Origin of the sequence: Oenococcus kitaharae DSM 17330 (assembly GCF_000241055.1) — a bacterium.
Lineage (GTDB): Bacteria > Bacillota > Bacilli > Lactobacillales > Lactobacillaceae > Oenococcus > Oenococcus kitaharae.
Genome location: NZ_CM001398.1, coordinates 1,586,378 through 1,612,788, shown reverse-complemented (window position 1 = coordinate 1,612,788; position 26,411 = coordinate 1,586,378). Strand labels below are relative to the sequence as shown.

The following is a 26,411-nucleotide window of genomic DNA, read 5'->3' as shown; positions in this document are numbered from 1 at the left end:
AACTTATGCAAATCGCCTATTTAAGTGATATTGGAACACGAAAAAAAGAAAACCAGGACTTTGTCGGGATTTTCACGAATAAGAGCCAATACAAGCTGGCTGTCGTCGCAGATGGTGTCACCAGTGAAAAAGGCGGTGACGTTGCCGCAGAAATGGTAGTTAATAATTTTGGCTTCGGCTGGCAGCAGACGGATATTTCGTCCATTCAGACAGCTCAGGATTGGATTTCCGGCAAAGCTAAGGAAGAGAACCATCGGATTTTGGAAGCAGGCAAACGTTTTGACGATTTGTCAAAAATGGCCACAACCATGGTGTTGGCAATTGCAATTAAGTCCGAGGTCTTAGTCGGCAATCTGGGTGACTCCCGGGCTTATGTATTTGATGGCAAAAATCTAAAACAGCTTTCTTTTGACCATTCTTTTGGCAATGAGCTGCTAAAACGTGGCCAAGTCTCGCAAGAAGAGGTGGACAAAATACCTCACCATCAAAGCATTACCCGTTACTTCGGATTAAATGCCCAGACCGAGATGTCATTTGCCGAGCACCATGTTGAAAATAATGATATTATCATGCTCGCTACGGATGGCCTGACCAAGCAGGTTGAAGAAGCGGACATCCTGCATGTCATCAAATCCAGGCATAAATCATTGAGTGAAATGGTGGCACAATTAATCAGTATGGCAAATGAGCAAAGCGGATTTGATAACGTTACGGTCCTGCTAATGTCGCAATTTACGGAGGAGAAGTGATGAACCCTGGTTCAATTTTTGCAAACAGATATCAGATTGTCCGTCCTCTTGGCGAAGGCGGCATGGCCAATGTTTATCTTGCTACCGACACACAGAGTAATCAGCAAGTTGCGATTAAAGTTCTGCGTTTGGATTTACAGGACAATCCAGATTTTGTGCGGCGTTTTCAAAGAGAAGCACAGGCGGCAGCACGATTGGTTCACCCTAATATTGTTAAAGTGCTGGCAGCCGGTTCTTATGACGGCATGCAGTACCTGGCCATGGAATATGTAGACGGCATGGACTTAAAGACCTATATTGCCCAGTATTTTCCTATTCCTTATGCTCAGGTAATTAATATTATGGAGCAGGTCCTTTCAGCTGTGTCGATGGCACATAACCATGGCATCGTTCATCGAGACCTCAAGCCGCAGAACATTCTCATCGGCAAAGACGGTTCGATTAAAATTGTCGATTTTGGTATTGCAATAGCACGCAGTGAATTCGGCATGACACAGACGAATGCTGTTTTAGGCTCTGTTCATTATCTAAGTCCTGAACAGACTCGCGGCGGCATGGCGACCAATAAATCCGATATTTATGCGTTGGGCGTGATTTTATTTGAGATGCTGACTGGCCAGGTTCCATATAAAGGGGACACGGCCGTCTCGATTGCGATGAAGCATTCTTCTGAACAGATGCCATCGGCCAAAGCGCTTGACCCGAATATTCCGCAGGCTCTAGAGAATGTCATTATGCGGGCAACTGCTAAGAACCCTGATAATCGTTACCTGACAGCTGAGGATATGGCAAATGATCTGCGAACCAGTTTGTCTCCCCGTCGTGCAAAAGAAGCTAAACTCCCGCCATTTATTGATGACCAGGCACAGACGCGTGTCATTCCCTTGGAAGACCTGAAATCTCAAGTGGCTAGCGGTATCCAAAGAACCTCACCAAATACGGCTCCTTCTCAATCCGTCGAGGAAACTGCAAGCGAAGACCAGTCACAATTAAACGGCAAGAAGAAGAAAAAGCATCGTATTTGGCCATGGATTCTTGCTGGTCTTTTGGTCATTGGTTTTGGTGTCATTCTTGTTATGATGTTTTGGCCGGGCGAGGTTCAGGTACCCAATACGCGTAATCAGCCGCTGAATACAGCTGAACGCCTGATTAGATCCAATAATTTGGAAGTAGGCAATATTAGCCGAACAACTTCCCGATCAATCAGAAAAGGATTGATTATTAAAACCGACCCGAATATCGGGACACATGTTGCCAAAAGAACCAAAATTGATTTGATTGTGTCAAACGGTGCTCGCAAATTAACTTTTGGTGATTATGTAGGTTCTGACTATTCGACTGTTGCTAACGTTTTGAGAAACCAGGGCTACAAAGTTCGCCGGACGCAAAGTTATTCAAATTCAGTACCTAACGGCCAGATTATCAAGCAGTCGATTGCGGCAGATAAAAAAGTGGATCCCTATCGTACAACTGTCCGCTTCACGGTTTCTAGAGGAACTCGCAAGATCACAGTACCGACCTTTAGTAATTTGTCCAGTGCTCAAGCATGGGCGACCCAAAATGGTATCAAACTTCAGATTAACTACAGTCAGACGAGTGATTATAATAATGGCGATGTGATCAGCCAAAATCCAAGTGCAGGAACTGAAATTTCTGCAACGACCGTGGTTGTTCTGCAAGTTGCCCGTAGCATCAGCAAGATTACCGTACCGGATTTCACATCTATGACGCGTGATCAAGCTGAAAGCTGGGGAAGCCGCAACAAGGTCGCCATTTCGATCAACTATCAAAGTTCATCTACGATTGAAAATGGTAAATTAATTAGCCAGTCATTCGCTCAAGGGTCACAAGTGATTCCTGGAACTGATACGATTAACCTAATCTATTCCAGCGGCACACCGGATAGCAGTTCATCCAGCAGTTCATCCAGCAGCTCGTCAAATTAAGGCAGCTCAGTGGATTTGTTATTTGTTTTTAAAAAGGAGAAAAAATGAGTGTTATTGTTGCGCCATCAATCTTGGCAGCTGATTATTTAAATTTGGGAGAACAGATCAAATTGGTCGAAAATGCAGGCGCGAAATACCTGCATATCGATATTATGGACGGGGACTTTGTTCCAAGCATTTCTTATGGCCCTGATTGGGTCAAACAGATCAAGGCCAGCGGCAGCAAATTAACTTTAGATGTTCATCTAATGGTGAACCATCCAGAAAAGATCGTTGATACTTTTGCTGAGGCTGGTGCTGATATTATCGGTGTTCATGTTGAGGCGACACCGCATATTCACCGTGCACTGCAAATGATCAAAAATGCTGGTGCTCGTGCTGAAGTTGTGATTAATCCGGGTACGCCAGTCGCATTGATCGAACCAGTCTTATATATGGTTGATCAGGTTTTGGTAATGACCGTCAATCCTGGTTTTGGCGGACAAAAATTCTTGCCTGAAGAAATTGAAAAAGTGGCTCAGTTGCGTGATTACAAGAAAAGTCACGGCTTGAATTTCGATATTGAGATTGATGGCGGTGTTAATGACAAGACGATTGTTGAAGCATACAAAGCCGGCACGACAGTGGCTGTTGCCGGTTCCTATGTTTATGACAAAGTAGATCCAGCAGCCAAAGTGAAAAAGCTGATTGAGGCTACCGATTTTGAAGTCGATTAACATATTGGCCGGCGGCCCCACAGCGGTTTTACCGGCAGATTTTTCCGATTTCTTAACTGCTGATGCAGATTGGATTGGTGTCGATGCTGGTTCTTATTATCTTTTGACAAAGGGGGTGACCTCTCTAACTGCGATCGGCGATTTTGACTCGCTAACGGCTGACCAGCTGGCTTTTGTGAAGGCTCATGTTGATACTGATCATTTTCAGCAGGCAAAGCCGGAGAAAGATTTCACTGATACAGAATTGGCCTTGCAGCGTGTTCTAAGCCATTTTGATATCAGTGAGTATCAAACAATTAATTTGTTCGGAATGACCGGCGGCCGCTTGGATCATGAATTGGACAATCTGCTGAATATTTTTCAAGAGCGTTATGTATCGCTGCTGCCTAAGATTAGGCTCTTTGATGCCGGAAATATTGTTGCTTTTTATCATGCTGGCGATTATGTCATTTCTGATCTTTACCGAAAGAAATATCTGGGTTTTGCAGCGTTGAACGGCATTCAGCACTTTTCAATTGCGGATGCCAAATATGAACTGCATGATTTTTCGTCAGACAAAGCTTGTGTTTTTGCATCCAATGAGTTTATTGAGGGCCAAGATGTTAAAATTAGCTTTGCAGCTGGCGATGTCATTGCAATCTATAGTTAACAAAAGTTTAAAAAAACAAGATATTTTGTTTTTTAGGCTGACTTTTGTATAATAGTTAAGGCTTTTTACTTTTAGTGCAATTTGCCATAAAGTATAAGCTTAAAATTTTAAGCCTACATCGTTTATCAGATGAACTACAAAAAATGGAGGAAACCAAATTGGCTGAAAAGGAACATTACGAAAGAACTAAGCCGCATGTTAACATTGGTACTATCGGTCATGTCGATCACGGTAAAACCACTTTAACTGCAGCTATCACTAAGGTATTGTCTGAAAAGGGCCTTGCGCAAGCCCAAGACTATGCCTCAATTGATGCCGCTCCTGAAGAGCGTGAACGTGGAATCACGATCAATACTGCCCACGTTGAATACGAAACTGAAAAGCGTCACTATGCACATATCGATGCGCCTGGCCACGCTGACTATGTTAAAAATATGATCACTGGTGCTGCACAAATGGATGGAGCTATCCTTGTTGTTGCTGCTACTGATGGTCCTATGCCACAGACTCGTGAGCACATTCTGCTTGCCCGTCAAGTTGGTGTTAACTACATCGTTGTCTTCTTGAACAAGACTGACCTTGTTGATGACCCAGAATTAATCGATCTTGTTGAGATGGAAGTTCGTGAACTTTTGTCTGAATATGATTTCCCTGGTGACGATATTCCTGTTATCCGTGGCTCTGCTTTGAAGGCTCTTCAAGGCGATCCTGAACAGGAAAAAGTTATTCTGCACTTGATGGATGTTATCGATGAATATATCCCAACACCAGTTCGTGATATCGATAAGCCATTCTTGATGCCTGTCGAAGATGTCTTCACAATCACTGGTCGTGGTACTGTTGCTTCTGGCCGTATCGACCGTGGTACTGTTAAGATCAACGATACTGTTGAAATCGTTGGATTAAGAGACCAAGTTAAGAACACTGTTGTTACGGGTGTTGAAATGTTCCGTAAGACTTTGGATCTTGGTGAAGCTGGTGATAACATCGGTGCTTTGCTTCGTGGTATCAACCGCGATGATATCGAACGTGGCCAAGTTTTGGCAAAGCCTGGTTCGATTCAGACTCACAAGAAGTTCAAGGGTGAAGTTTATATCTTGACCAAGGAAGAAGGTGGCCGTCATACGCCATTCTTCACTAACTATCGTCCTCAGTTCTACTTCCATACGACTGATGTTACTGGTGTCGTTGAGTTGCCTGAAGGTGTTGAAATGGTTATGCCTGGCGATCATGTAACATTTACTGTTGAATTGATGAAGCCTGTCGCAATTGAAAAAGGTTTGAAGTTCACTATCCGTGAAGGTGGCCACACTGTTGGTGCCGGCACTGTTTCTGAAATTGATGACTAAGTAATTTGAAAATCGTTTTGCTTATGCAAAGCGATTTTTTTATTAACTTATTCAATTATTGTTCAACGCTTGACTATATTTTTAATCCTTGTTACGATCATATAAATTAAGTTTGTCGTTAGGAAAAAATAATTTATGGTCAGTGTTAATGGAGAAATATTTAGGCAGAGGAGAAAAGAGCTGCACCTCAGCCAGATGCAGCTTGCGGACGGGATCGCATCCCAAGGGACGATTAGTTCTTTGGAATGTTTTGGTGCACTGCCTTGTATGAGGATTTTAGAGGAGATTATGAACCGCCTCCATCTATCGCTTGAAGATGTTATGTCGATCAATCCAGCATCTTCGGTTTTGAATAATTTGCAAAAAGAATTGGACAATGAGCACTATCGCCGTGTGTTTGATGGCCTGGAAAATGTTAATAAGAATGATATCGTATTTCCCAAAGATAAGCAGCGCCTGCTTTATCTGAGAGCTTCAGCTTACTTCCACAGCGGCCGCATCGAAGATGCCTCTTTTTGGTGTGACCAGTTGATGCAAATTCCTGATAAAGATAAGGACCCTTTATACCATGCTTTAGTTCATACGATTAAGGCACAGGTTTGGCAGCAAAAAAATGATCTCTATAAAGCCAGTGTCTGCTTTCAAAATGTTGAAGAATTTTTGTTATCACACAATGACAAAAATAATGATTTGCCCAGCAATGCCATACATGGTTATGTGCGCATGTATCAAGCTTTAGCAGAGCATGCTTTAATGAATCAGAACCCTGAGACTGCACAAAAATATTTAAGACGAGCCTTTAAAATACTGAAGGCAGAAAATTCCAGTTGGCACTTAGGGGAGTTATTGATCATTGATGCTGAAATTGCTGGAGAGCGGATGTTGGACAAAGAAAAAACGACCTCAATCATGGCCGCCCAGCGTCTTTATGAAATTATGCCAAGCCCGAAATTGGGCCGTATGCTGCAAAACGTGTCATCAAAATCTTGATTGTTTGTTTCCACGAACAAATGATTGAGATTTTTTTTAATCCCTTGACATACGAACACATGTTCGTATCATTTTAAGTAGGAGATGTCTAATTATTTTAACAATGAAGAACGCCGCGTTATTTTTGCGATTGACAGTAAATCTTTTTACGCCAGTGTTGAGGCTAAAGAACATCATTTAAATCCATTACGCGCCGCTATTATCGTCGTGTCGACCGGGCCGAATGTCGGTGGAGGCGGCCTAATTTTAGCCACGAGTCCAATGGCTAAAAAGTTATATGGCTTGAAGTCTAATGTCAGCCGTTTGCGAGATCTGCCCAAAGACGCTAGAAATCTGTTGATGGTGCCGCCACGTATGAATCTGTATATCCATGTTAATTCGCAAATTAACGATATTTATCGAGAGTATGTCGATAATCGGGACCTACATATCTACTCGATTGATGAAAGTTTTTTGGATATGACGCAGTCCTGGCGTTTGTTCGGCGATACGCCAATGCATGTTGCCCGCCGCATTCAAAAAGAAGTGCATGATAAGACGGGCATTTATACAACAGTCGGCATTGGCGATAATTTAACTCAGGCCAAAATTGCGATGGATATTTACGGCAAACATAGCACGACTTTTGTGGGGGAGATTCATTATGAGACCGTGCCGGATAAACTATGGCCGATCAATCAATTAAATAAGGTCTGGAGCATTGGTGATCGGACAGCTAAAAAGTTGGAAAGAATCGGTATTCAATCTTTGGCAGATTTAGCACATCACGATCCTTATGATCTGACGAACAAATTTGGCGTGATTGGCGGCCAGCTGTATTTATTATCTTGGGGCATTGACCGAGCCGTGATTTCTGATAAGACACGTCCCAAAGAAAAATCGTATGGTAATTCGCAAGTCTTGCCGAAAAATTATACAAAAGCTTCGGAAATCGAAGTCGTGCTTAGAGAGATTTCCGAACAGGTAGCTGCAAGAATTCGCAAACATCATATGCAGACCAGGCTGGTACATGTCTGGGTCGGCAATGAATATACAGATGGCGGTTTTTCCAAACAGACGCGCATTATTCCGACCAATGAAAGCCGTGTTCTTAATCAGGCTGTGATTGATTTATTCCGAGCGAATTGGAAAGGCGACCAAATCCGCAATATCTCGGTTTATTTTGGCGACCTGCTGCCAGATAACTTCGAGCAGCTGGATTTTTTCAGAACACCGGAACGTCAAATGCAGGAGAGAATTTTAGACAAAACCGTCGACTCCCTGCGTTTAAAATTCGGATTTACGAAACTAGTCAAAGCATCATCGACATTACCAGGCGCTACGGCTATTCAGCGGGCTGGACTAGTTGGCGGGCATAATGGCGGCAACAGTTATGAGTGATGCTTATCCTAATTATGATCCTCGGGTTCGTGACCAATTTATCCGCAATTATCGCGATCGCGGCATGATGAAATGGGGTGGTTTTTATTTATCCGACCATACGCGCGTGATCGAAAAAAAAGATAAAAGCCGGCGAGCAAACGAGAAACGCCGTTTACAAAAACAAATGGATTTCCAGAAGATTTCAGCTAATTTATTTAACGCTTTTGCTAACGAAAAAGAGGTCAGCGTGCAGCTGGCCGAGGAAAACAAGGATCACTATGTGGCTCAGACGATTGTGGGATTTGTTCAAGGATATGGTGACGATGGTATTGTGATTGCTGGACAGGTGATTGCTTTTGAAGATATCTGGAATTGCCGTATCATTAACTAATTGTTATATACAAATAGTTTGACAACAATGACAGCAGCACTTAAAAACGGAATCAAGGGCAGTATTTGGACTTTTTTCACACAGCAGCCGACGATCGCCGATAGACTGGCTAACATAATTGTGGTCGCAAAAGTAATCGGCTCTACCATTAGGTAAAGGATTAACAGAACCGGGAGATCACCGCTGCCCATAGACTGCCGATAACAAATAAAAAAACTGCAGAATAGTGTGATGGCTAGCAGCGAGGCTACTGTTTCTAATTGCCAATGGCAGACTAATTCGAAAATAATGACTGGATATAGAATAGCAGCATGAGCCCGACGGTCGTATAAATCTTCGCAGCTTAACAATAAGAGCAGGCAGATTAAAACCAGCCAATCAAACTGGTCAGAAAATATGATGAATAACATGCCAAAACAAGCTTCGAAAGCAGGGTAATGTATCGGAACACTGCAGCGGCAATATCGACAGTGTCCTGCTGAAATCAGCCAGCTTAAGCGATGCTGACAGTTATTGCAAAAAGAAAAACCTCCTAGGCTGATCTGCCGATTAAGCCGATCCGCTAAGCACATAATAAAAGAAGCCATACAGGCACCTAAAATAAAAACAAGTATCAGCACCTTTCTTATTACGGATTTTCAGCATTTATTTATGACAAAACAAACATCGAATTTCATAAAAATCGGCGATCCAAAATTTATCCAAGATTGGCAATTTGAAAAAAGCCAGGACGCTCAGATCGTTTTACGACGAATGCTGGATGCTAGTGTTTTTCAAAAGGAGAGCGACATCCGCCAGACTTCTTTGAGTGCACTGTTCGATAGACGTTTATCACCAACTGATCCTTTTTGGCAGCAGTTTGCTCAGCTTGTCCAGCAGGCATTTCCCTTGGGGCTTTTTGATCAGCATTTAAGCCCAGCAGAAAAAGATTTGGCCAAACGCGTGCATCAATTCAGGTATTTGATCGACAGTTGGTTAGTCAGCTATGTTCGCAGTCTGCCAGGGCAAACCAGTGATCGTCAAAAGCTCATCGATTATCTGAGGATCGCCCCAGCCGCTAAGGGGCGCTGGTCTATTGGCAGCCCCCGTTTGCACGAAAAAGAATTGCGAACAGATTTAGCCGGGCATACGCGTTTTTATCTAAAAAAGGTCAACTATAAAATCCTCATCGGCTTTCATGTAGAATTCATTTTGTCAGAAGATGACTGTTTCCTAACTGTTTTGTCCTCAGAATCGGCAGAGATTGTCAATGGTGCTTCTTTTAATTTTGCTGACGGCAATGATTATCATGCTAATCAAACGACTGCTTGGAACCATTGGCATAGCCAGCATTTTAATTTAGATATCGAACCTGTGTCGCACTACGATCCGGAGTTTCGTTTAGCACTTTTGAAAGAGTATCATGCACCGTGTTTAACGGAATTTTCACGGGGTCGTTTAATGCGGTCGTCGATTAAAGCCAGAAGTGCACGTCTGGCAAAGGAATTCATGCACAGTGTTAATGAAAACTGAATTTGCATGTCAAGTAATATACCTTGACACGGTTATTCGGATGGTTTATGATATTTCAGTAATCAATTACTAGGAGAAAATATGTCTGTTAAAATCCGTTTGCATTTAATGGGAACCAAGAAGCGTCCCTTCTACCGTGTTGTTGTCGCTGATTCCCGTGCTCGCCGTGATGGCCGTTTCATCGAAGAAGTCGGCTACTATAACCCAATCGTTACACCTGCTGAAATTAAGCTGAATGAAGATGAAATCTTCGCTTGGCTTATGAAAGGCGCGCAGCCGACTGATACTGTTCGCAGTTTCTTGTCTAATGCTGGTCTTATGAAGAAGGTTCACGAAGCCAAATTAGCGGCTAAAAAAGCCGCTAAGTAAGAAATTCCGCCATTCCGGCGGGATTTTTTGTATGATCTAATAGAGATGGAAACGCAAGGCCAGCCACAAATTTATTACGCGTCACTGCCTTTTCAAGACTGGTCATTCAGTTATTTTTACACTGATAAAGGGTTGGTTTTCACGACTTTTCAAGCCGACGCTCTGGACGCTTTTGACAAACGCTTTGATAAAGCCGGAGTTCCATTACTGCAATCAAATACTGCAGCTGATCAGCAGTTTTCAGCTTACTTTGCTGGCCGCCAAACCAAGATAGATTTATCGATTGATTGGCATTTTTTGTCTTTGAGCGATTTCAGCCGACAAGTGCTGAAAGTTTTGCAGACGGTTACACACAGAATCAGCTATAGTGAACTAGCAGATAGGGTTGGAAAAGCAAAAGCGGTACGGGCAGTGGCGAGCGCGGTTGGCAAAAATCCTGTTGAAGTCGTGATTGCCTGCCACCGGATTGTCCGCCAATCCGGTGAATTGGGTCAGTACCGAGATGGTGTTATCATCAAACGGGCGTTATTGGAATTGGAGGGACAAGTTGGCCAAACTGCGAGTCGGAAAAATTATTAACACACATGGCATCAAAGGTGAATTGAAGATCGACGTGGTCACAGATTTTCCGGATCAGCGTTTTGCTAAAAAGGCCAAATTATTTGTGTCTGATAAAGAATTAACTATTTTGACCAGCCGGCCATTCCACCAATTTTGGCTTGTGACATTTGCCGGCTACGAAGATATTAATTTAGTCGAACAGTATAAAGGGCAGGATATTTTTGTGGATGAATCAGTCTCTCAGCCAAAGACGCTGCCGGGTGAATTTTTTGTGTCTCAGATTCTCGGCCTGCAGGCAGTGGATGAAAACGGCCGCGTTATTGGCCAAATTGTTGACAGTTTTCATACTGGTGCCAACGATGTTTGGACGATTAAAAAGACTAACGGCAAGGAAATTCTTATTCCTTACATTGATCAGGTCGTGAAAAAAGTTGATCTGGCTGGCAGGCAGGTTACAATCGACTTGCTGGAGGGCCTTGATGAAGATTGATGTGCTGAGCTTGTTTCCGGAAATGTTCGACCCGCTGCGCCAATCGATGATCGGCAAGGCCTTGGAAAAGGGGATTATCGATTTTAAAGTCACAAATTTTCGTGACTATACGTTAAATAAGCAGAAACACGTTGATGATCTGGTCTATGGCGGCGGTGCGGGGATGCTGTTGACGCCGCAACCGATTTTTTCAGCCATGTCGGCCATTGAAGCTGATAATCAAGGTGACCGCGGACATGTGATTTTAGTCGATCCAGCAGGTAAACGCTTCGATCATCAGACAGCTCAACGCTTATCCAAATACGAGCATCTGACCTTTATTTCCGGCCATTATGAAGGCTATGACAATCGTATCCGCCAGCTTGTCGACGAAGAAATCAGCCTCGGCGACTACGTGCTGACGGGCGGCGAACTGCCAACCATGGTTATTATTGATGCCACGGTACGTTTTTTGGATGATGTATTAGGCAATGCCGATTCGGCCGAAGATGATAGTTTCCAAAACGGTTTACTAGAGGAACCACAGTATACACGACCGGCCGATTTTCAGGGCATGAAAGTACCGGATGTGTTAATCAGCGGCGATCATGAGAAAATCCGGCGTTGGCGTCTAAAAGAATCTTTGCGGCGGACTTATCTGCGGCGGCCAGACCTCTTAGCACATAGGCAGCTGACTAAAGAAGAACGCGATTTTCTTGATGATATTAAATATGAAGAATCCCTTGATTCTAAACAGTGAAAACTGATACAATACAACTTGGCTATTTTTTGCCAATTACTAACATTGCGCTGTTGTACCAAGGTATTGAATATCAATGTTTTCGTTGGGAGTATAAAATGAAACAGAACCAAGTATTAGAAAAGCTGACGCAGTCACAGTTGCGTACCGACATTCCAGACTTTCGTCCTGGAGACAATGTTAAGGTTTATGCCCGTATTGTCGAAGGCGAACGTGAACGTGTCCAATTGTTTGAAGGCGTTGTCGTTAAGCGCAAGGGATTTGGTATCACAGCCAGCTATACCGTTAGAAAAGTATCTTCCGGTGTTGGCGTGGAACGTACCTTCCCGCTAAACTCACCACGTGTTGATAAGATCGAGGTTACTCGCCGCGGTCACGTCCGTCGTGCTAAGTTGTATTATTTGCGGGCACTTCGCGGTAAGGCAGCTCGTATTAAGGAAAACCTTAATTTTAAGGGCACCGCCAAGAAGACTGCATCAAAGTAATATTGGAAAGGGCTTAAAAGAGCTCTTTTTTTATCGGGAAAATTAATGACAAAGATTAGAAGAATTCAAAATAAAATTCCTCAGCTGCTTTTGCAGCTGCTGATTCTCGTGTTTACAGCTTTTTTAGAAGTTATTGCGATGAATATGTTTTTGACGCCCAGTCATATTTTTACAGGCGGCTTTAATGGTATTTCGCAGCTGCTGTCTTTAGCCAGCCGCCACTTATTTGCCTATCAGATTAATACAGGAATTTTCTTGCTGGTCAGCAGTTTGGTTATCGGTGTCGTTGGCTGGAAACTAGTCGGATCGCGTTTTACGATTCTTAGCACGGCCAACTCTATTTTCACGTCTTTGCTGATTTTGTATGTGCCTGTCATTGACGTTGCCAAAAACAGTTTGCTGGCGTCATTATTTTCCGGTGTCTTAGTCGGTATGGCAACGGGATTATCGATGCGTTTTGGCTTTTCTACTGGCGGCATGGACATTATTGCTATGATTGTCCAGAAGAAGACGGGGCGTTCAGTCGGTGTGATCAGCAATACGATTAACGCGGCAATTGTGCTGATTGCCGGGATGTTTATCGGCTGGCCGAACGCTTTGTATACCTTAATCGGAATTTTTGCCAGCGGGCAGGTGATTGATGCTATTTATACCGGCCAGCGCAAGCTCACAGCCTTGATTGTCACTGAAAAAGCTGATTTACTAACGAAAACGCTGCAAAAAGAGCTGGTACGCGGTATTACGATACTGCCGTCGGTTGGTGCTTTTTCGCATCATCAGTCATCGACACTGATGATGGTAATTAACCGCGTAGAGCTATATGATATGGAGAATATCGTCCGTGACATCGATCCGCATGCTTTTATTGATATTCTTAGTACAATATCTGTCAGCGGCCTTTGGCTGGATGCGGACAGACAGGCAGATATTAAAAACAGAAAGGTGGACAAAGATGCCATACATTCAAATTGATATGCTGGAAGGGCGCTCTGCTGAGCAGATTAAGAAGGTTGTTAAAGACATTACAGAAGTGATGGTCAACGATGCCAATGCATCAGCTGATGCAGTCAACATTGTCGTACGCGAATCCCGTAAAGACCATATCGCAGTCGGCGGTGTTCTTAAATCGGAGATGTAACAATTCTGTAACATTCAAAAAGTGTTTGTTCGTGCCGGATAGGCACTTTTTTTAAATAAAAATCAAAATTGCATGCTACAAGAAAGTTTTTTTCAACCATACGTTCGTAAAAAACGCGATTAATTTCCACTGAATCCAAACACTTGTTTGAAAAGGAAACGAAATTTTTTGTAATACCTCTGAAACCCAAAACCGCTCGTAAGCGACTAGAATTTGAAGCATACGAGGTAGAAAATGAAAAAAGCTTCTTTAAAATCCAAAGCATTGCTCACAGCTATTTCGGCATTGAGCGTCACTGGTACAGCAGTTGTTGCTGCCCAGGCTAAAATGTATACGGTTAAAGCCGGTGATTCACTCTGGTCTCTCTCGCAAAAAAGTGGTTTAAGCGTCAGTGAACTGGCCAGCCACAATAATATTGTCAATCCAAATTTGATTGTTGCCGGCCAAACGCTCGACATTCCTGATCAGGCGTCTTCGGCTGCTGCCACACCAGCTCAGCAGGCAGCATCATCATCCACTGCCGCTGTTGCAACGGCACCAGCAGCTAACAGCGGATCTGTCAAGACCATCAGTTATACAGTTAAAGCCGGTGATTCTCTATGGCAGATTGCACAGAATACAGGTGCTCAGGTAAATGATCTGCTTCAGTCAAATGGCGGCAAGAGCCTGATCACAATAGGGCAAGTGCTCCAGATTAAGCTGCCTGCAGACAGTCAGGCCGCACCTGCCAGCAGTGCACCGGCGGCAGCTAGTTCTGCTGCTGCATCATCTGCACAAAGTGCCTATAATTCATCAGTTGCTGCTAGTCAGGCAGCTGCGACAGCCGCAGCAAGTGCTTACGATGCTTCTTCAGCAGCCGCAGCAAGTGCTGCAGCCAGCAAACCAGCAAGTGCAGCGCCGGTTAAGCCTGCTGCACCTGCAAAACTAGGTGTTTCTGCACAAAGCGGCAGCGTTACAGCGATTATTAATCTGGCTTTGCAGCTGTCAAGGCAAGGGATTCCTTACGTTTGGGGTGGACATACAACAGCAGGCTTTGACTGTTCCGGTCTGGTTTCTTATGTTTTCCAGCATGCTGCCGGCATTTCGATGACCCCATATACTGTTTCACAAGAAGGCTATGTGTCTAAACATGCTGTGTCAGCGGCTAAACCTGGCGATTTATTATTCTGGGGAAATGCTGGTGCTACTTACCATGTCGCCATTTATATCGGGAATAACCAATATGTGGCTGCACCGGTTCCTGGCCGAAACGTCGAAGTTCAGACAATTTCAAGGTACTTCATGCCGAGTTTTGCAGGTACGGTTATCAAATAAGTATTAAAAAAAAGACCATCAGGTCTTTTTTATTTTATCAAGACAACATCTTCGGCAACTGTCCAAGGATCCAAGTTGTTAATGTGGTCGTAATACATGATGCCGCGCAAATGATCGATCTCGTGCTGGAACACAATTGCTGGATAATCTTTCAATCGGATGGAGTGGTGCTGGCCGCTTTCATCATCGTATTCTACGGTAATTTTATCGGCTCTCAGCACAATTCCAGGTGTATCCTCATCTTTGGATAGGCAACCTTCTCCGGCTTCCAGAGCGGCTCTTTTCACTGATTCTCGCGTAATTTGCGGGTTGAAGACGATTCCTTTGAAGTAAGGAGCCGGGTCTTCTTCTGGATTTAAGGCCGGGATCAGCAGAGCGGTCATTTGCAAGGACTTATCGACTTGCGGGCCGGCGAGTCCGACACCTGGCCTGAGGTGGTATTTTTCATTTTCTTCTTTATCTTGGGAAACCTCTAAAAACTCGAGCATCCGGTGCCCCAGTTCCTTGACTTGAGGATCTAGCGGAAATGTCACGGGCGCTGCCTGAGCGCGTAATATTGGGTTTCCATCACGTACAATATCTTCCATTAATATCATATTTTCAATTGTATACCAGACTAGCCAATCGTCCAATTATCGTGTATCATAGTATGTCAGTGGCTGCATAAGCGGCTTTTTGTTTGTAAAGGATTGCGAATGGTAAAAACACGAGAAAATATTAGAAATATTGCGATTATTGCCCATGTCGATCATGGTAAGACGACCTTAGTTAACGAGATGCTGAAGCAGTCGGATACTTTTGACTCTCATACTCAGATTGCTGACCGTGCAATGGATACAAATCCAATTGAAAAGGAACGCGGCATTACGATTTTGTCAAAGACGACAGCAATCAAAGTCGGCGATAAACAGATTAACATCGTTGATACACCTGGACATGCGGACTTTGGTGGTGAAGTTGAGCGAATCATGACCATGGTTGATGGGGTGCTTTTGGTCGTGGATGCGTTTGAAGGCACGATGCCGCAGACACGTTTTGTGCTGAAAAAAGCATTTGAACAACATTTGACCCCGATTGTCATTATTAATAAAGTTGACCGTCCTGGTGCTCGTCCTTTGGAAGTTGTTGACGAGGTTTTGGATCTCTTTATTGAACTTGGTGCAGATGATTCAATGCTGGAATTCCCAGTTATTTACGCATCAGCTATGAATGGCACGAGCAGCTTTTCACCAGTTGTCAGCAAGCAGGAACATACGATGAAGCCGATTTTTGATACGGTATTCAAGACGATTCCGGCACCGATTGATAATTCTGATGAACCTTTGCAGTTCCAAGTGGCTATGCTGGACTATAACGAATTTGTCGGCCGTATTGGAATTGGCCGTGTTGTTCGTGGCAAGATCAAAGTTGGCGACAACGTCACAGTTATGAAGCTGGACGGGTCTCAGAAGAATTTCCGTGTCACACGTTTGATGGGCTTTTTGGGACTGAAGCGTATTGATATCAACCAAGCCGAAGCGGGGGATTTGATCGCTGTTTCCGGTATGGAAGAAATTAATGTTGGTGAGACGGTTTCAGCCGCTGATCATCCTGAAGCCTTGCCGCCATTGAGAATTGACCCGCCAACGCTGCAGATGACATTCCGTACGAACGATTCGCCTTTTGCAGGCAAAGAGGGTAAGTTTGTCACTGCCCGCCAGCTAGAAGACCGTCTTAAGCAGGAACTTCATACCGATGTCTCACTGCGTGTTGACGATACTGACATGCCAGGTATTTGGACAGTTTCTGGCCGAGGCGAACTGCATTTGTCGATTTTAATTGAAACGCTGCGTCGTGAAGGCTATGAATTACAAGCTGGTCGTCCAAAGGTTATCTATCGTGAAATTAATGGTCAGCGCTGCGAGCCATTTGAAGATGTTCAAATCGACACACCAGAAGAGTATTCCGGTGCTATCATTCAAGCCTTATCTGAAAGAAAAGGCGAGATGCTGAACATGGAACCACAAGGTAATGGCCAGACACGTCTACACTTCGTTGCGCCATCTCGCGGCTTGATTGGTTATTCTAACGAATTTTTGAGTTCAACACGCGGCTATGGTATTTATAACCATACTTTCTTGGATTATCGACCAGTGATCACAGGATGGAATCCAGGCCGTCGTAACGGTACATTGGTTGCTATCAGCCAAGGAACTGTGACAACTTATGCGATCATGCAGATTGAAGATCGTGGAACTGTTTTTGTTGATCCTGGTACAGAAGTTTATGAAGGCATGATTGTTGGCTCTAATTCACGTGAAAATGATATTTCAGTTAATATCACACGAATGAAAGCACAAAGTAACGTTCGTTCTTCGACGAAGGATCAGACAGCCATTATTAAGACGCCAACACATCTGACATTGGAAGAATCAATCGAATTCTTGAATGACGATGAATTGGTCGAAGTGACACCTGAGCATACGCGTCTGCGCAAGATTATTCTGCAGACTAACGAGCGTGAAAAAGTGGGCCGTCATAAGGGCAACTAATAAGTAAGTTTGAACCTTGAAGGTACTGGTTATCTTCGAGGTTTTTGTTTGGTTTTTTAGTATCGACTCTGTAACATTGTTCTTCTAAAATGATAATATCCATTATTGTTTTTTGTATATTCGAAAACGAATTTTTGAATGAAACAGGAGCGATGAAATAGATGGTAACAATAAAGGAAATAGCTAAACTTGTTAACTTAAGCCCCACTACGGTTTCAAATGTCATCCATGGTCACAAAGGGAAAGTTTCAGCTGAAAATTACAAAAAAATCAATTTAGCCCTAAAAGACACGAATTATATTTCTAATATGGGTGGTCGCTTGTTAGGACATCATGGTTCAAAAATTATTGCTGTCATTTTAAATTTCGATCGCCGTGCTGAAGTCAATATCGTCTCTGATCCGTTTTATGATCAAATTATTGGTTTTCTTGAGGAAGAAATTCGCAAGCAAGGCTATTTTATGATGCTCTATACTTCCGGAAGTGTTGTAGAAAGTCTCCGTTTGGCGGCTGCTTGGGACATTGAAGGGTTGATTATTCTCGGGTCGCTTCCAGAGGATGCCAAAAAATTCATCCAACAGCAGCAAAGGCCTCTAGCTTTTATTGACACTTATGTTGACGAATCCTTTATGAAGGATGGCTTTATCAATGTCGGACTGCAGGATTTCCAAGGCGGCTATGATATCACGAAATACCTGATCAGTCTGGGGCATCGCAAAATTGCTTTCTTTGCGGATGGTGACCACTTAATTGGCGTGGATGAAAAACGTTTCTTAGGCTATAAGCAGGCTTTATCTGAAGCAGGCATTAATTTTCAGCAGAAAGATTTTTTTGCCTTAGATTATCGCGCGGAAAAACGGCATGCTTTTTTGAAAGAAATTAGTCAAGATCAGTTAAAGAATTATACAGCTTTAGTTTTCACTTCGGATTTTCTAGCAGCAGATGCAATAAATGTTTTTTATGATAATGGCATTCAGATCCCTAGAGATTTCTCGATCACGGGTTTTGATCACAATATTTTTTCGGAACAAATTCGTCCAAAATTGACGACAATCGGTCAAAATGTGAATCAGAAGGCAGTACTTGCGGTGGATTATCTAGTGGAAAGAATTCAGAGCAAACATGCTGGTCAAAAAATTAACATTTTATTGGAAACAGAATTAATTGTGCAGGGAAGCACAGCGAAGATACCTGAAACCGTCTGACGAATTTTACAAAGTGATGGCAGAGGTGGCCTTATATGCACCTGAGGGTGCTTTTTTATTATCTTTTTTATATTGTAAGCGCTTTACTTTTATGATAGGATATATTTGTTGTTTAGGTGTCACGTAACACCTAACTCAAAGTTATGAGAGAGGGTGATGGGAAAGGTTGTTGGACCAGTGTTATTTGGCTGGAGGCTAAATCATTGGTCCTACTGTCAACACCAGGGATGAAAGTCAGATTTAGGAATCGATTTAGATTGGTAAGATCATTTTTCCCAGATAGAGAAAAGTGAGGAGGAACAATTTATGAAGAAAAAATTAATTGCGGGTATTGCAGCGAGCATTATGCTGGCCAGCAGTGCTGTGGGCCTAGCAGAATTGCCAGGACCTTCTATTGGCAATTTGAACGCAGCAGCTGCGACAAAACAAGAATTGAAGCCGTTTGGTAAATACAAAAAAACGATTACATATACGATCGGCAAGTCAACTCCAGGAATTCCAAAACTCCCAAAGGGGTCAACTTATGAAAATAATGCTTATACAAAATATCTGAAACAGCTTTTGAATATTCGAAATAAAGATACGTTTGAGGCCGAGACCGGTGATTCATATAATCAAAAAGTTTCTATGGCCGTTGCTTCCAGCGATTTACCTGATATTATGTCAGTTGACCTGAACACTTTAAGAGAATTGGTTGCCAACAATGAAATTCAGGATTTGTCGAGTGTCTATAAGAGTAGTACGACTCCATACATTAAAGCGATGTATAACTCCTATCATGGCCGTGCACTAAAAGAAGCGACCTTTAATGGGAAACTAATGGCGATGCCGTCAACACAAAATGCTAACGTCCCAACAATGCTTTGGATTCGCCAGGACTGGTTGGATAAGCTTGGTCTTCAGGCACCAAAAACCATTGGGCAATTGCAGAAAGTTTTGCAGGCCTTTGTTGATAGAGACCCTGGTAACAATGGCAAGGGCAACACGATTGGCCTAGCACTTTCAAAATCAGTCGGTGGTGAATATGGTGGACTTTTTGTAGCTGATAGTCTTTTCTCCACTTACAATTCTTATCCGCGTCAATGGATTAAACAGAATGGCAAAGTTGTTTATGGATCAACAACTAATCAAACAAAGCAGGGACTTGCAAAATTGGCCAGCTGGTACAAAAAGGGTTTGATTGATCCACAAATGGCTGTACGAGACAGTATTGAATCTCTGATTATCAGCGGCAAAGCCGGCGCATTCTTTGGCCCTTGGTGGTCTGGCGATTATCCAATCAATAGTGCCTTACAGAAAGATCCTAAAGCAGATTGGAAACCATATATTATTTCCAAAACTGGTAATGGCAGTATCAGTGCCTATACACAAGATCCAGATTCAGAGTTTTATGTTGTTAAAAAAGGTTATGCGCACCCAGAAATTCTTCCCAAAATTGTAAGCGCTCTCAGTGACAGACTTGTTCGTAAGGACAAGAACTACAAGCCGATTGTTGACTTTGTCCAGGGTGGTTATGATGGCGGAAAACCAATTAATGTTTTGGTAAATTTCGACAATGCTACCGCACAAATGTATAAGCATTTGCAAGCAACGGTTGATGGCAAGAAAGATCCTAAAACACTGACTTTGGACGATACAACCTCGTACAACGCCATCAAGACTTATTTGAAGGATCCGAAAAATGCACCTGTGAATGCGAAAAGCAGTTATTGGTCTAGGATGCTAGGCGCTAAGTTAATGGCCACAACCAAAGTCAAGAATGTGAACTCCTTGTATTTTGGGCAGACTAAGAGCATGCAGCTCAAGTGGTCTAATCTTCAAAAACTTGAAGATGAAGCCTTCTTGCAAATTGTGACTGGACAAAAACCTGTTAGTTATTTCAACACATTTGTTCGGCAATGGCACCAGCAAGGTGGAACTCAGATCACAAAAGAAGTTTCACAAGCGGTGAAATAGAATCAAACATTCTAGATCTTGATATGGATGCGGTAAACACTGCATCCATATTTTAAAAAGTTGATTGAAGAGGGAATTTGAATGCATAAAAATAAAGGCCGCACTGGCCAATTAGCTTATCACTTCATGATGGCGCCGGGAATGATTTTTCTCATTGTTTTCAGCTTCGTTCCAATGCTGGGAATTATCATGGCCTTCGAAAATTATGTGCCGGCTCAAGGAATTTTTGGTTCCAAGTGGGTTGGACTGGAAAACTTTCAGTATATGCTGCAAATTCCGGACAGTTGGAATATTTTGCGGAACACGGTCATTATTGCTTTAGGAAAAATTATTTTCGGTACAATTGTGCCAATTATATTCGCATTGCTGCTGAACGAAGTTAGGCTGAAGTGGGCCAAGAAAACGATGCAAACAATTGTTTATTTACCAAATTTTCTTTCTTGGGCCGTAGTGGCTGCGATTGTCATTAATGTCTTTGATTACACAGGACCAATTAATAACTTTTTAACTGGTTTGGGTATGCACCCGATTATGTTTTTGGCCAGTAATCATTGGTTTAGAAAAATCATGATTGGGACAGATGTTTGGAAGAATTTTGGTTACGGTGCCATTGTCTATTTGGCGGCATTAACCGGTATCGACCCTGGTCTGTACGAGGCCTCAGCGATGGATGGTGCTAACCGTTTCAAACAGCTGCTGCACGTCACACTTCCAGGTATTTTGCCAACGATCATGCTTATTTCAGCTTTGAATTTAGGCAATATTCTCAATGCTGGTTTTGATCAGATTTATGCTTTGTACAATCCGATTGTTTATGAGACTGGTGATGTGATCGATACTTATGTTTATCGTGTCGGCCTATTAGGACAACAATATAGTTTTGCGACGGCCATTGGTTTACTGAAATCAGTCGTGTCCTTTGTATTATTGATCTCAGCGAATAAATTATCAATCAGATTTGCCAACATGCGGATTTTCTAAAGGGGGCGTATAAAATATGATTAGATCAAAATCATTCGGTAGTCGTTTATCTTACGTCATTATTTGGATAGTTCTGCTTGCGCTGACCGCATTATGTTTTGTCCCGATGATGAACATGGTCTCCATTTCGTTCAGTAACAGTTCGGCAGCATCGGCGAATCAAGTCGGCTTGCTGCCAGTTCACTTTAATTTGAATTCTTATAGTCTTCTGCTTGAAGATGGGCAGTTTTGGCGCTCATTTCTCATTTCGATTGAACGAGTGGTTATTGGTACTTCACTGAATTTGCTCCTTAGTGTCTTGATGGCCTATCCCTTATCGAAAACGACCAAGCAGTTTGCCGCCCGCAATATCTATATGAATATCTTGATTTTTACAATGCTCTTTTCTGGCGGCATGATCCCACTATTCTTGGTTGTTAAAGGCTTAGGACTGATGAATACAATTTGGGCATTAATCCTACCAGGTGCAGTACCGATTTTTGATGTGATTTTACTGATGAATTTCTTTAAAAGTGTGCCGGAATCTTTAGAGGAGGCTGCTATGATGGATGGTGCTTCCAAACTCACAATTTTATTCAAAATATATCTGCCCATTTCTGTACCGGCTTTAGCGACGATTGGCCTTTTTGCAATCGTGGGTCACTGGAACGATTATTTCAGCGGATTGCTTTATATGAATAATCCAGCGAATTATCCTTTGCAGACTTACATCCAGCAGTTGAATGTTGACATGACTAAGATTACCGATCCGTCACAATTAAAAGCTTTGGCGTCTGTTTCCAATAAAACTTTGAATGCAGCTAAAATTGTCGTCTCAATTCTGCCGGTGCTGGCAGTGTACCCATTCTTGCAGAAGTACTTTACAACCGGGCTGGTCATCGGATCGGTTAAAGGCTGATTTCGTGAAGAGGGATTAAATGAATTGGATTAAGTTAAGTAGAACGATTGTTAATGTTGTTTCGCCAGTTTTGTTTTTATCGGCTATATGGTGGGTATTGAACTTTCCCTATGCTTTGTTGGCGGTCATGATTTTCACGGCTAAGAATAGTGCTATGGTGCAAACGGCCGTTGCCAGCGGGCTGCTTTTCATGCCTATATCTGCAATCCCTGCAACTGTCACAACGCTCGCTTTAGCTAGGAGATATTTTAAAGATGGCCATCATTTCCCATCTTGGAAAACGGGACTATTCTATTACCGCCGTGATTATTTAAAAAGTCTCATTTTTGGCCTTGTTAATTTGTTCCTACTGATTATCTTCTACGTCTCTGCGAGGTATTATGCACGGATATTCACTTTTCTAGCCGCTGTATTCATTGTTCTACTTGTTCTGCTGCCTTTTTTCTTCTTAGTTCTCTACAGTTTTCTTGTAGATCAACAGTTGTCTTATCGGGCTTATGCTGCTAATAGCTTTTTTATGCTGGTTGCCCATCCCGTTAACAGCTTTCTCATGATGATTGACGTGGCGGGAATCGCTTTTCTATTGTGGGCGACTTTCCCGCCTTTATTGCCAATTCTGTTTCCTGGTATCTGTGTGCTTTTAGTCATGCATTATTTCAAAAAAAGTCTGGATAAAGAAATCAGCAAACGGGCCAATGATACGCAACAGGCAAAATAGTTTCACAAAAATTCAATTGAAAGGATTATCTCAGATTTATGTTTGGAAAAATTAAGTATTACGGAGTGAAGGACAATGTTGTTTCAATTGAATTTGAACATGGCAAAGCCGACGTTACGGTTATCACGCCATCGATTATCAATTTTTTCTCGCCGATCTCTTCAGAGCGGCATCTGTCTAAAGCAATCGAAGATTTACAGCCGGCTCCGGGTGAGGTCAAGACAGATTTTATAGATGGCCAAGTGCTCATCTATACAAGCCGATTAAAAGCCGTAATTGCTGATAATTTTATCGTCGATATTTACGATTTGGCTGGTAATCTGCTTTGTGCTGATTATCGTGGTGAGGATCGGCCCTTTGTCCGCCACGGCACCGGAAGCGACTTGGATATGGCAGCTGAGGAAGGGCACAAATTCGAAGCCGAGCAGGCGGCTCAGAAAATCCGTGTTCTAAAGCAATTGCAGCCAGATAGCTATTTCTATGGCTTGGGAGATAAAACAGGCCATTTAAATAAGCGCGGCTATCACTATAAGATGTGGAATACAGACGATCCAAATCCACATGTTGAAAGCTTTGAGAGTCTTTACAAATCGATTCCTTTTTTCATCGCTCTGACAAACAAGATCGCTTATGGTATTTTCTTTGATAATAGTTACAAAACGTTCTTTGACTTTGGCAAGGAAAACAGTCGCTACTACTCATTCAGCGCGGTTGATGGCAATCTTGATTACTACTTTATTTATGGTCCCTCGTCTAAAGAAGTAGTCAGCGGTTATACTTTTTTGACTGGCCGGACACCACTGCCGCAGTTATGGACACTTGGTTACCAGCAGTCAAGATGGTCTTATGCGCCGGAAAAACGTTTAGAAGAGATTGCTGACGATTTTCGAGCAAAGGGCATTCCGTGTGATGTTTTGTATCTTGATATTGATTACATGGATGGTTATCGTGTCTTCACTTGGGACGACAAAAAGTTTCCCGATCATGAGAAGATGCTGAAAAAACTGCAGGATAAAGGATTTAAAGTGGTTACAATCATCGATCCTGGTGTTAAAAAGGATCAAGGTTATGCCATTTACGATCAAGGTGTCGAAAATCACTATTTTGCGACTGATAAAGACGGGCTGCCCTATGTGAATCGTGTCTGGCCTGGAGACGCTTTATATCCTGATTTCGCAAATCAACCGGTTCGGAAATGGTGGGCTGAGAATCAGAAAATCCTCGTCAATCATGGTGTCGCTGGTGTTTGGAACGATATGAATGAACCGGCTAGTTTTAACGGACCTTTGCCGGATGATGTGCAATTCAACAACGATGGGCGTCTGACTGATCATCGCGAAATTCACAATGTCTATGGGCTCTATATGTCCAAAGCGACCTACAAAGGGATTAAGGCAGCCACGAACAAACGTCCATTTGTGATTACGCGGGCAGCCTATGCCGGCACGCAGAAATATTCAACGATCTGGACTGGCGATAATCAAAGTTTATGGGAACATTTGCGCATGTCGTTGCCGATGCTGATGAATTTGGGTCTGAGCGGATTTGCCTTTAGTGGAACTGATGTTGGTGGATTTGGCTTTGATGCAACAGCTGAACTTTTGTCACGCTGGGTGCAGGTTGGTACTTTTACGGCACTTTTCCGAAATCATTCCAGTGTCTTCACGCGCGATCAGGAACCTTGGGCCTTTGATCAGCAGACTGAGGCGATTAATCGCAAATACATCAGACTGCGGTACCGTCTGCTCCCTTATTTTTACGACATCATGCACGCTGAAGAAAGCAGCGGCCTGGCCATGATTCGGCCTTTGCTGTTGGATTATCAAGATGATGAAGCTGTTTACGAAATTAATGATGAATTCATGAGCGGCTCTAATCTGCTTGTCGCGCCAGTTGTGGCACAAGGTCAAAAGGCGCGGACCGTTTATCTGCCAAAGGGCAATCGCTGGATTGATTATTGGACCCAGGAAATTTTTCAGGGCGGTCAGTATATTGTCAAGCAAACACCTTTGGATACCTGCCCGATTTATGTCAAGGAGGGAAGCACAATACCTTTGTATCCGGTGCAAAATTATGTTGGCGAGAAGCAAATTACAGAACTGACCCTAGATGTTTATCCTCTGACTGATGATGGGCAAAGTCTTTATGAACATTATCGTGATGATGGTGAAAGTTTCGACTATCGTGATGGTGTCTATAATCTCTATGATTTTCGTCAGATCAGAAAGGGCGATCAATTAACGATCCAAATTAGTGAGCCGACAGCTCAATACACTCAGCAATATGATCATTTCCAATTCGTCATTCATGCCAAACAGGTGATGGATTTGAAAATTGATGGCCAAACCTGTGAGGCGGCACAATCAGAAGGGCTTGTTACCGTGACTGTTCCAAATACAGCTAGCCAAATAAGCTTGCGTTTGGCTTAAAAATAAAAACCACGATGAGGCTCAGATAACCGATCGTGGTTTTTATTTTGCAATGATTTGGTTGATTGTCTTTAAGACACCATCGTGGTTATTGTCAGCCAGGGCAATTTGGTCGCCTGCAAACTCTTTTTTGATGAAGTCCGGTGCATTAGGCATAACGTAGGGATGAGCCACGTAGTAGAGCATTTCCAGGTCATTTTCGCCATCCCCGAAGGCGGCCATCTGGTCATGGTGCAAGCCCAGATACGAGCCTAATTTTTGCAAACCGATTGCTTTAGAAATGCCGCGGTTAATGATGTCAATCGCACCATAACCTGAAGAAGTAGCCCGGACTCCTTGAATTTTAGTTTTGGCGATTAATTCTTCGGCCATGAGTTTTTGATCGCTGTCATGCCAGAAAATCGCAATCTTTTCGATAGGTTCGTTAATTTCTGAAAAACGGTGAATGGTTTTCATTTTTGGATTATAGAAACTGATTTTTTCCAGATTAGCCTGCTTTTGATAATCTGGCGCGTAAGTCGTGTCATCCCCCTCGAAAATGATTCGATCTGGTTTGACACTGAGTTCAGGAATGACTGTATAAATTTTTTCCAAAATATTCGGGTCAATATCGGAGCGAAAAATGTTGCGGCCGTCCGCAAAAACAGAAGCACCGTTCTGCGAGACCAAGCTGATGTTATACTTTTTAATGTAGCTTTTGAAAATCATCGCGATTCCGTTAAATGAACGTCCAGAGGAAGCGACAAAAAATTGCTGATTTGCTGCTAATTGTTCGATCGTGTTTTTGAAATATTTCGTATCAAAAGTCTTTTTGTCGGTTACAAAGGTACCGTCGAGATCGCTTGCGAATAGCTTAATCGTGTCCATACTTAAATTATAAAGTTTAAAAACATTTACCTGTCCTTTTTGCTATGATTTTAAAGGTGACTTTTT

27 protein-coding genes are annotated in these 26,411 nt (G+C 42.8%); 24 read left to right on the top strand and 3 right to left on the bottom strand.

What is annotated here, in order from left to right; genetic code table 11:
* The first annotated feature begins 5 nt into the window (after positions 1-5).
* The 8 genes from OKIT_RS08130 (at position 6) to OKIT_RS08095 (ending at position 8,152) form a co-directional block, all read left to right on the top strand.
* Complete coding sequence (locus OKIT_RS08130; RefSeq protein WP_007746823.1) at positions 6-749, top strand: protein phosphatase 2C domain-containing protein; 744 nt, start codon at positions 6-8, stop codon at positions 747-749.
* The gene (pknB, locus tag OKIT_RS08125; protein ID WP_007746819.1) at positions 749-2,695 is read left to right on the top strand and encodes a Stk1 family PASTA domain-containing Ser/Thr kinase; all 1,947 of its coding nucleotides are present in this window, start codon (positions 749-751) and stop codon (positions 2,693-2,695) included. The genes OKIT_RS08130 and pknB overlap by 1 nt, the downstream gene beginning before the upstream one ends.
* 44 nt (positions 2,696-2,739) lie before the next feature.
* Positions 2,740-3,411, top strand: coding sequence for a ribulose-phosphate 3-epimerase (gene rpe, locus OKIT_RS08120; RefSeq protein WP_007746817.1), 672 nt, complete (start codon positions 2,740-2,742; stop codon positions 3,409-3,411).
* On the top strand, positions 3,398-4,060 hold the full coding sequence (locus tag OKIT_RS08115) for a thiamine diphosphokinase (protein WP_028291684.1): 663 nt from the start codon (positions 3,398-3,400) through the stop codon (positions 4,058-4,060). Before rpe ends, OKIT_RS08115 begins: the two co-directional genes overlap by 14 nt.
* Before the next feature lie 158 nt (positions 4,061-4,218).
* The gene (gene tuf, locus OKIT_RS08110; RefSeq protein ID WP_007746813.1) at positions 4,219-5,409 is read left to right on the top strand and encodes an elongation factor Tu; all 1,191 of its coding nucleotides are present in this window, start codon (positions 4,219-4,221) and stop codon (positions 5,407-5,409) included.
* A gap of 135 nt (positions 5,410-5,544) precedes the next feature.
* Complete coding sequence (locus tag OKIT_RS08105) at positions 5,545-6,399, top strand: helix-turn-helix domain-containing protein (protein WP_007746811.1); 855 nt, start codon at positions 5,545-5,547, stop codon at positions 6,397-6,399.
* 84 nt (positions 6,400-6,483) lie between these two features.
* Entirely contained in the window at positions 6,484-7,779 is a 1,296-nt protein-coding gene (locus OKIT_RS08100; RefSeq protein ID WP_007746809.1) for a Y-family DNA polymerase, read from the top strand.
* Positions 7,757-8,152, top strand: coding sequence for a DNA polymerase III subunit alpha (locus OKIT_RS08095; protein ID WP_241778131.1), 396 nt, complete (start codon positions 7,757-7,759; stop codon positions 8,150-8,152). The genes OKIT_RS08100 and OKIT_RS08095 overlap by 23 nt, the downstream gene beginning before the upstream one ends.
* On the opposite strand, the gene OKIT_RS08090 is transcribed toward OKIT_RS08095, so the two are convergent.
* Entirely contained in the window at positions 8,149-8,772 is a 624-nt protein-coding gene (locus tag OKIT_RS08090; protein WP_277868705.1) for a prepilin peptidase, read from the bottom strand. The two genes, OKIT_RS08095 and OKIT_RS08090, sit on opposite strands and share 4 nt — an antisense overlap.
* 31 nt (positions 8,773-8,803) lie before the next feature.
* Here OKIT_RS08090 and OKIT_RS08085 point away from each other — a divergent pair, with 31 nt between their 5' ends.
* The 9 genes from OKIT_RS08085 to OKIT_RS08045 all read left to right on the top strand — a co-directional run bounded on the left by OKIT_RS08085 (position 8,804) and on the right by OKIT_RS08045 (position 14,760).
* Positions 8,804-9,664, top strand: a complete 861-nt coding sequence (locus OKIT_RS08085) for a DUF3114 domain-containing protein (protein ID WP_007746801.1) — start codon at positions 8,804-8,806, stop codon at positions 9,662-9,664.
* Positions 9,665-9,745: 81 nt separating this feature from the next.
* Complete coding sequence (rpsP, locus tag OKIT_RS08080) at positions 9,746-10,033, top strand: 30S ribosomal protein S16 (protein WP_007746800.1); 288 nt, start codon at positions 9,746-9,748, stop codon at positions 10,031-10,033.
* Between the two features lie 45 nt (positions 10,034-10,078).
* Complete coding sequence (locus OKIT_RS08075) at positions 10,079-10,612, top strand: methylated-DNA--[protein]-cysteine S-methyltransferase (protein WP_007746798.1); 534 nt, start codon at positions 10,079-10,081, stop codon at positions 10,610-10,612.
* Complete coding sequence (gene rimM, locus OKIT_RS08070) at positions 10,581-11,084, top strand: ribosome maturation factor RimM (RefSeq protein WP_007746796.1); 504 nt, start codon at positions 10,581-10,583, stop codon at positions 11,082-11,084. Before OKIT_RS08075 ends, rimM begins: the two co-directional genes overlap by 32 nt.
* Positions 11,074-11,823 (top strand): tRNA (guanosine(37)-N1)-methyltransferase TrmD, encoded by a 750-nt coding sequence (gene trmD / locus OKIT_RS08065; RefSeq protein WP_007746794.1) that lies wholly within the window; start codon positions 11,074-11,076, stop codon positions 11,821-11,823. Before rimM ends, trmD begins: the two co-directional genes overlap by 11 nt.
* A 98-nt stretch (positions 11,824-11,921) precedes the next feature.
* Positions 11,922-12,308 (top strand): 50S ribosomal protein L19, encoded by a 387-nt coding sequence (rplS, locus tag OKIT_RS08060; RefSeq protein ID WP_007746793.1) that lies wholly within the window; start codon positions 11,922-11,924, stop codon positions 12,306-12,308.
* 45 nt (positions 12,309-12,353) lie between these two features.
* A complete protein-coding gene (locus tag OKIT_RS08055; protein WP_007746791.1) occupies positions 12,354-13,280 on the top strand; it encodes a YitT family protein in 927 nt (308 codons plus the stop codon).
* Positions 13,261-13,446, top strand: coding sequence for a 2-hydroxymuconate tautomerase (locus OKIT_RS08050; RefSeq protein WP_007746789.1), 186 nt, complete (start codon positions 13,261-13,263; stop codon positions 13,444-13,446). Before OKIT_RS08055 ends, OKIT_RS08050 begins: the two co-directional genes overlap by 20 nt.
* 234 nt (positions 13,447-13,680) lie before the next feature.
* Positions 13,681-14,760, top strand: coding sequence for a C40 family peptidase (locus OKIT_RS08045; RefSeq protein WP_007746787.1), 1,080 nt, complete (start codon positions 13,681-13,683; stop codon positions 14,758-14,760).
* Between the two features lie 29 nt (positions 14,761-14,789).
* Here the strand turns inward: OKIT_RS08045 and def are convergent, their stop codons facing one another.
* Positions 14,790-15,347 (bottom strand): peptide deformylase, encoded by a 558-nt coding sequence (def, locus tag OKIT_RS08040; protein ID WP_007746785.1) that lies wholly within the window; start codon positions 15,345-15,347, stop codon positions 14,790-14,792.
* A 108-nt stretch (positions 15,348-15,455) separates the two neighbouring features.
* Between def and typA the strand changes: the two genes are divergently transcribed.
* The 7 genes from typA to OKIT_RS08005 all read left to right on the top strand — a co-directional run bounded on the left by typA (position 15,456) and on the right by OKIT_RS08005 (position 25,478).
* Positions 15,456-17,291: a translational GTPase TypA gene (typA, locus tag OKIT_RS08035; RefSeq protein ID WP_007746784.1), complete on the top strand. Its 1,836-nt coding sequence runs from the start codon at positions 15,456-15,458 to the stop codon at positions 17,289-17,291.
* Between the two features lie 161 nt (positions 17,292-17,452).
* Positions 17,453-18,496 carry a LacI family DNA-binding transcriptional regulator gene (locus OKIT_RS08030; RefSeq protein WP_007746783.1) on the top strand — a complete coding sequence of 348 codons (1,044 nt, stop codon included), beginning with the start codon at positions 17,453-17,455 and terminating at the stop codon, positions 18,494-18,496.
* Positions 18,497-18,802: 306 nt separating this feature from the next.
* The gene (locus tag OKIT_RS08025; protein ID WP_007746782.1) at positions 18,803-20,452 is read left to right on the top strand and encodes a type 2 periplasmic-binding domain-containing protein; all 1,650 of its coding nucleotides are present in this window, start codon (positions 18,803-18,805) and stop codon (positions 20,450-20,452) included.
* 81 nt (positions 20,453-20,533) lie between these two features.
* Complete coding sequence (locus OKIT_RS08020) at positions 20,534-21,433, top strand: ABC transporter permease (RefSeq protein ID WP_007746780.1); 900 nt, start codon at positions 20,534-20,536, stop codon at positions 21,431-21,433.
* Between the two features lie 16 nt (positions 21,434-21,449).
* Positions 21,450-22,331 (top strand): carbohydrate ABC transporter permease, encoded by an 882-nt coding sequence (locus OKIT_RS08015; protein ID WP_007746779.1) that lies wholly within the window; start codon positions 21,450-21,452, stop codon positions 22,329-22,331.
* A 19-nt stretch (positions 22,332-22,350) separates the two neighbouring features.
* Positions 22,351-23,049 (top strand): YesL family protein, encoded by a 699-nt coding sequence (locus tag OKIT_RS08010; protein ID WP_007746775.1) that lies wholly within the window; start codon positions 22,351-22,353, stop codon positions 23,047-23,049.
* A gap of 38 nt (positions 23,050-23,087) precedes the next feature.
* A complete protein-coding gene (locus OKIT_RS08005) occupies positions 23,088-25,478 on the top strand; it encodes a glycoside hydrolase family 31 protein (protein ID WP_007746774.1) in 2,391 nt (796 codons plus the stop codon).
* Positions 25,479-25,520: 42 nt separating this feature from the next.
* Here the strand turns inward: OKIT_RS08005 and OKIT_RS08000 are convergent, their stop codons facing one another.
* Positions 25,521-26,345, bottom strand: coding sequence for an HAD-IIB family hydrolase (locus OKIT_RS08000; protein WP_007746772.1), 825 nt, complete (start codon positions 26,343-26,345; stop codon positions 25,521-25,523).
* Positions 26,346-26,411: the final 66 nt, after the last annotated feature.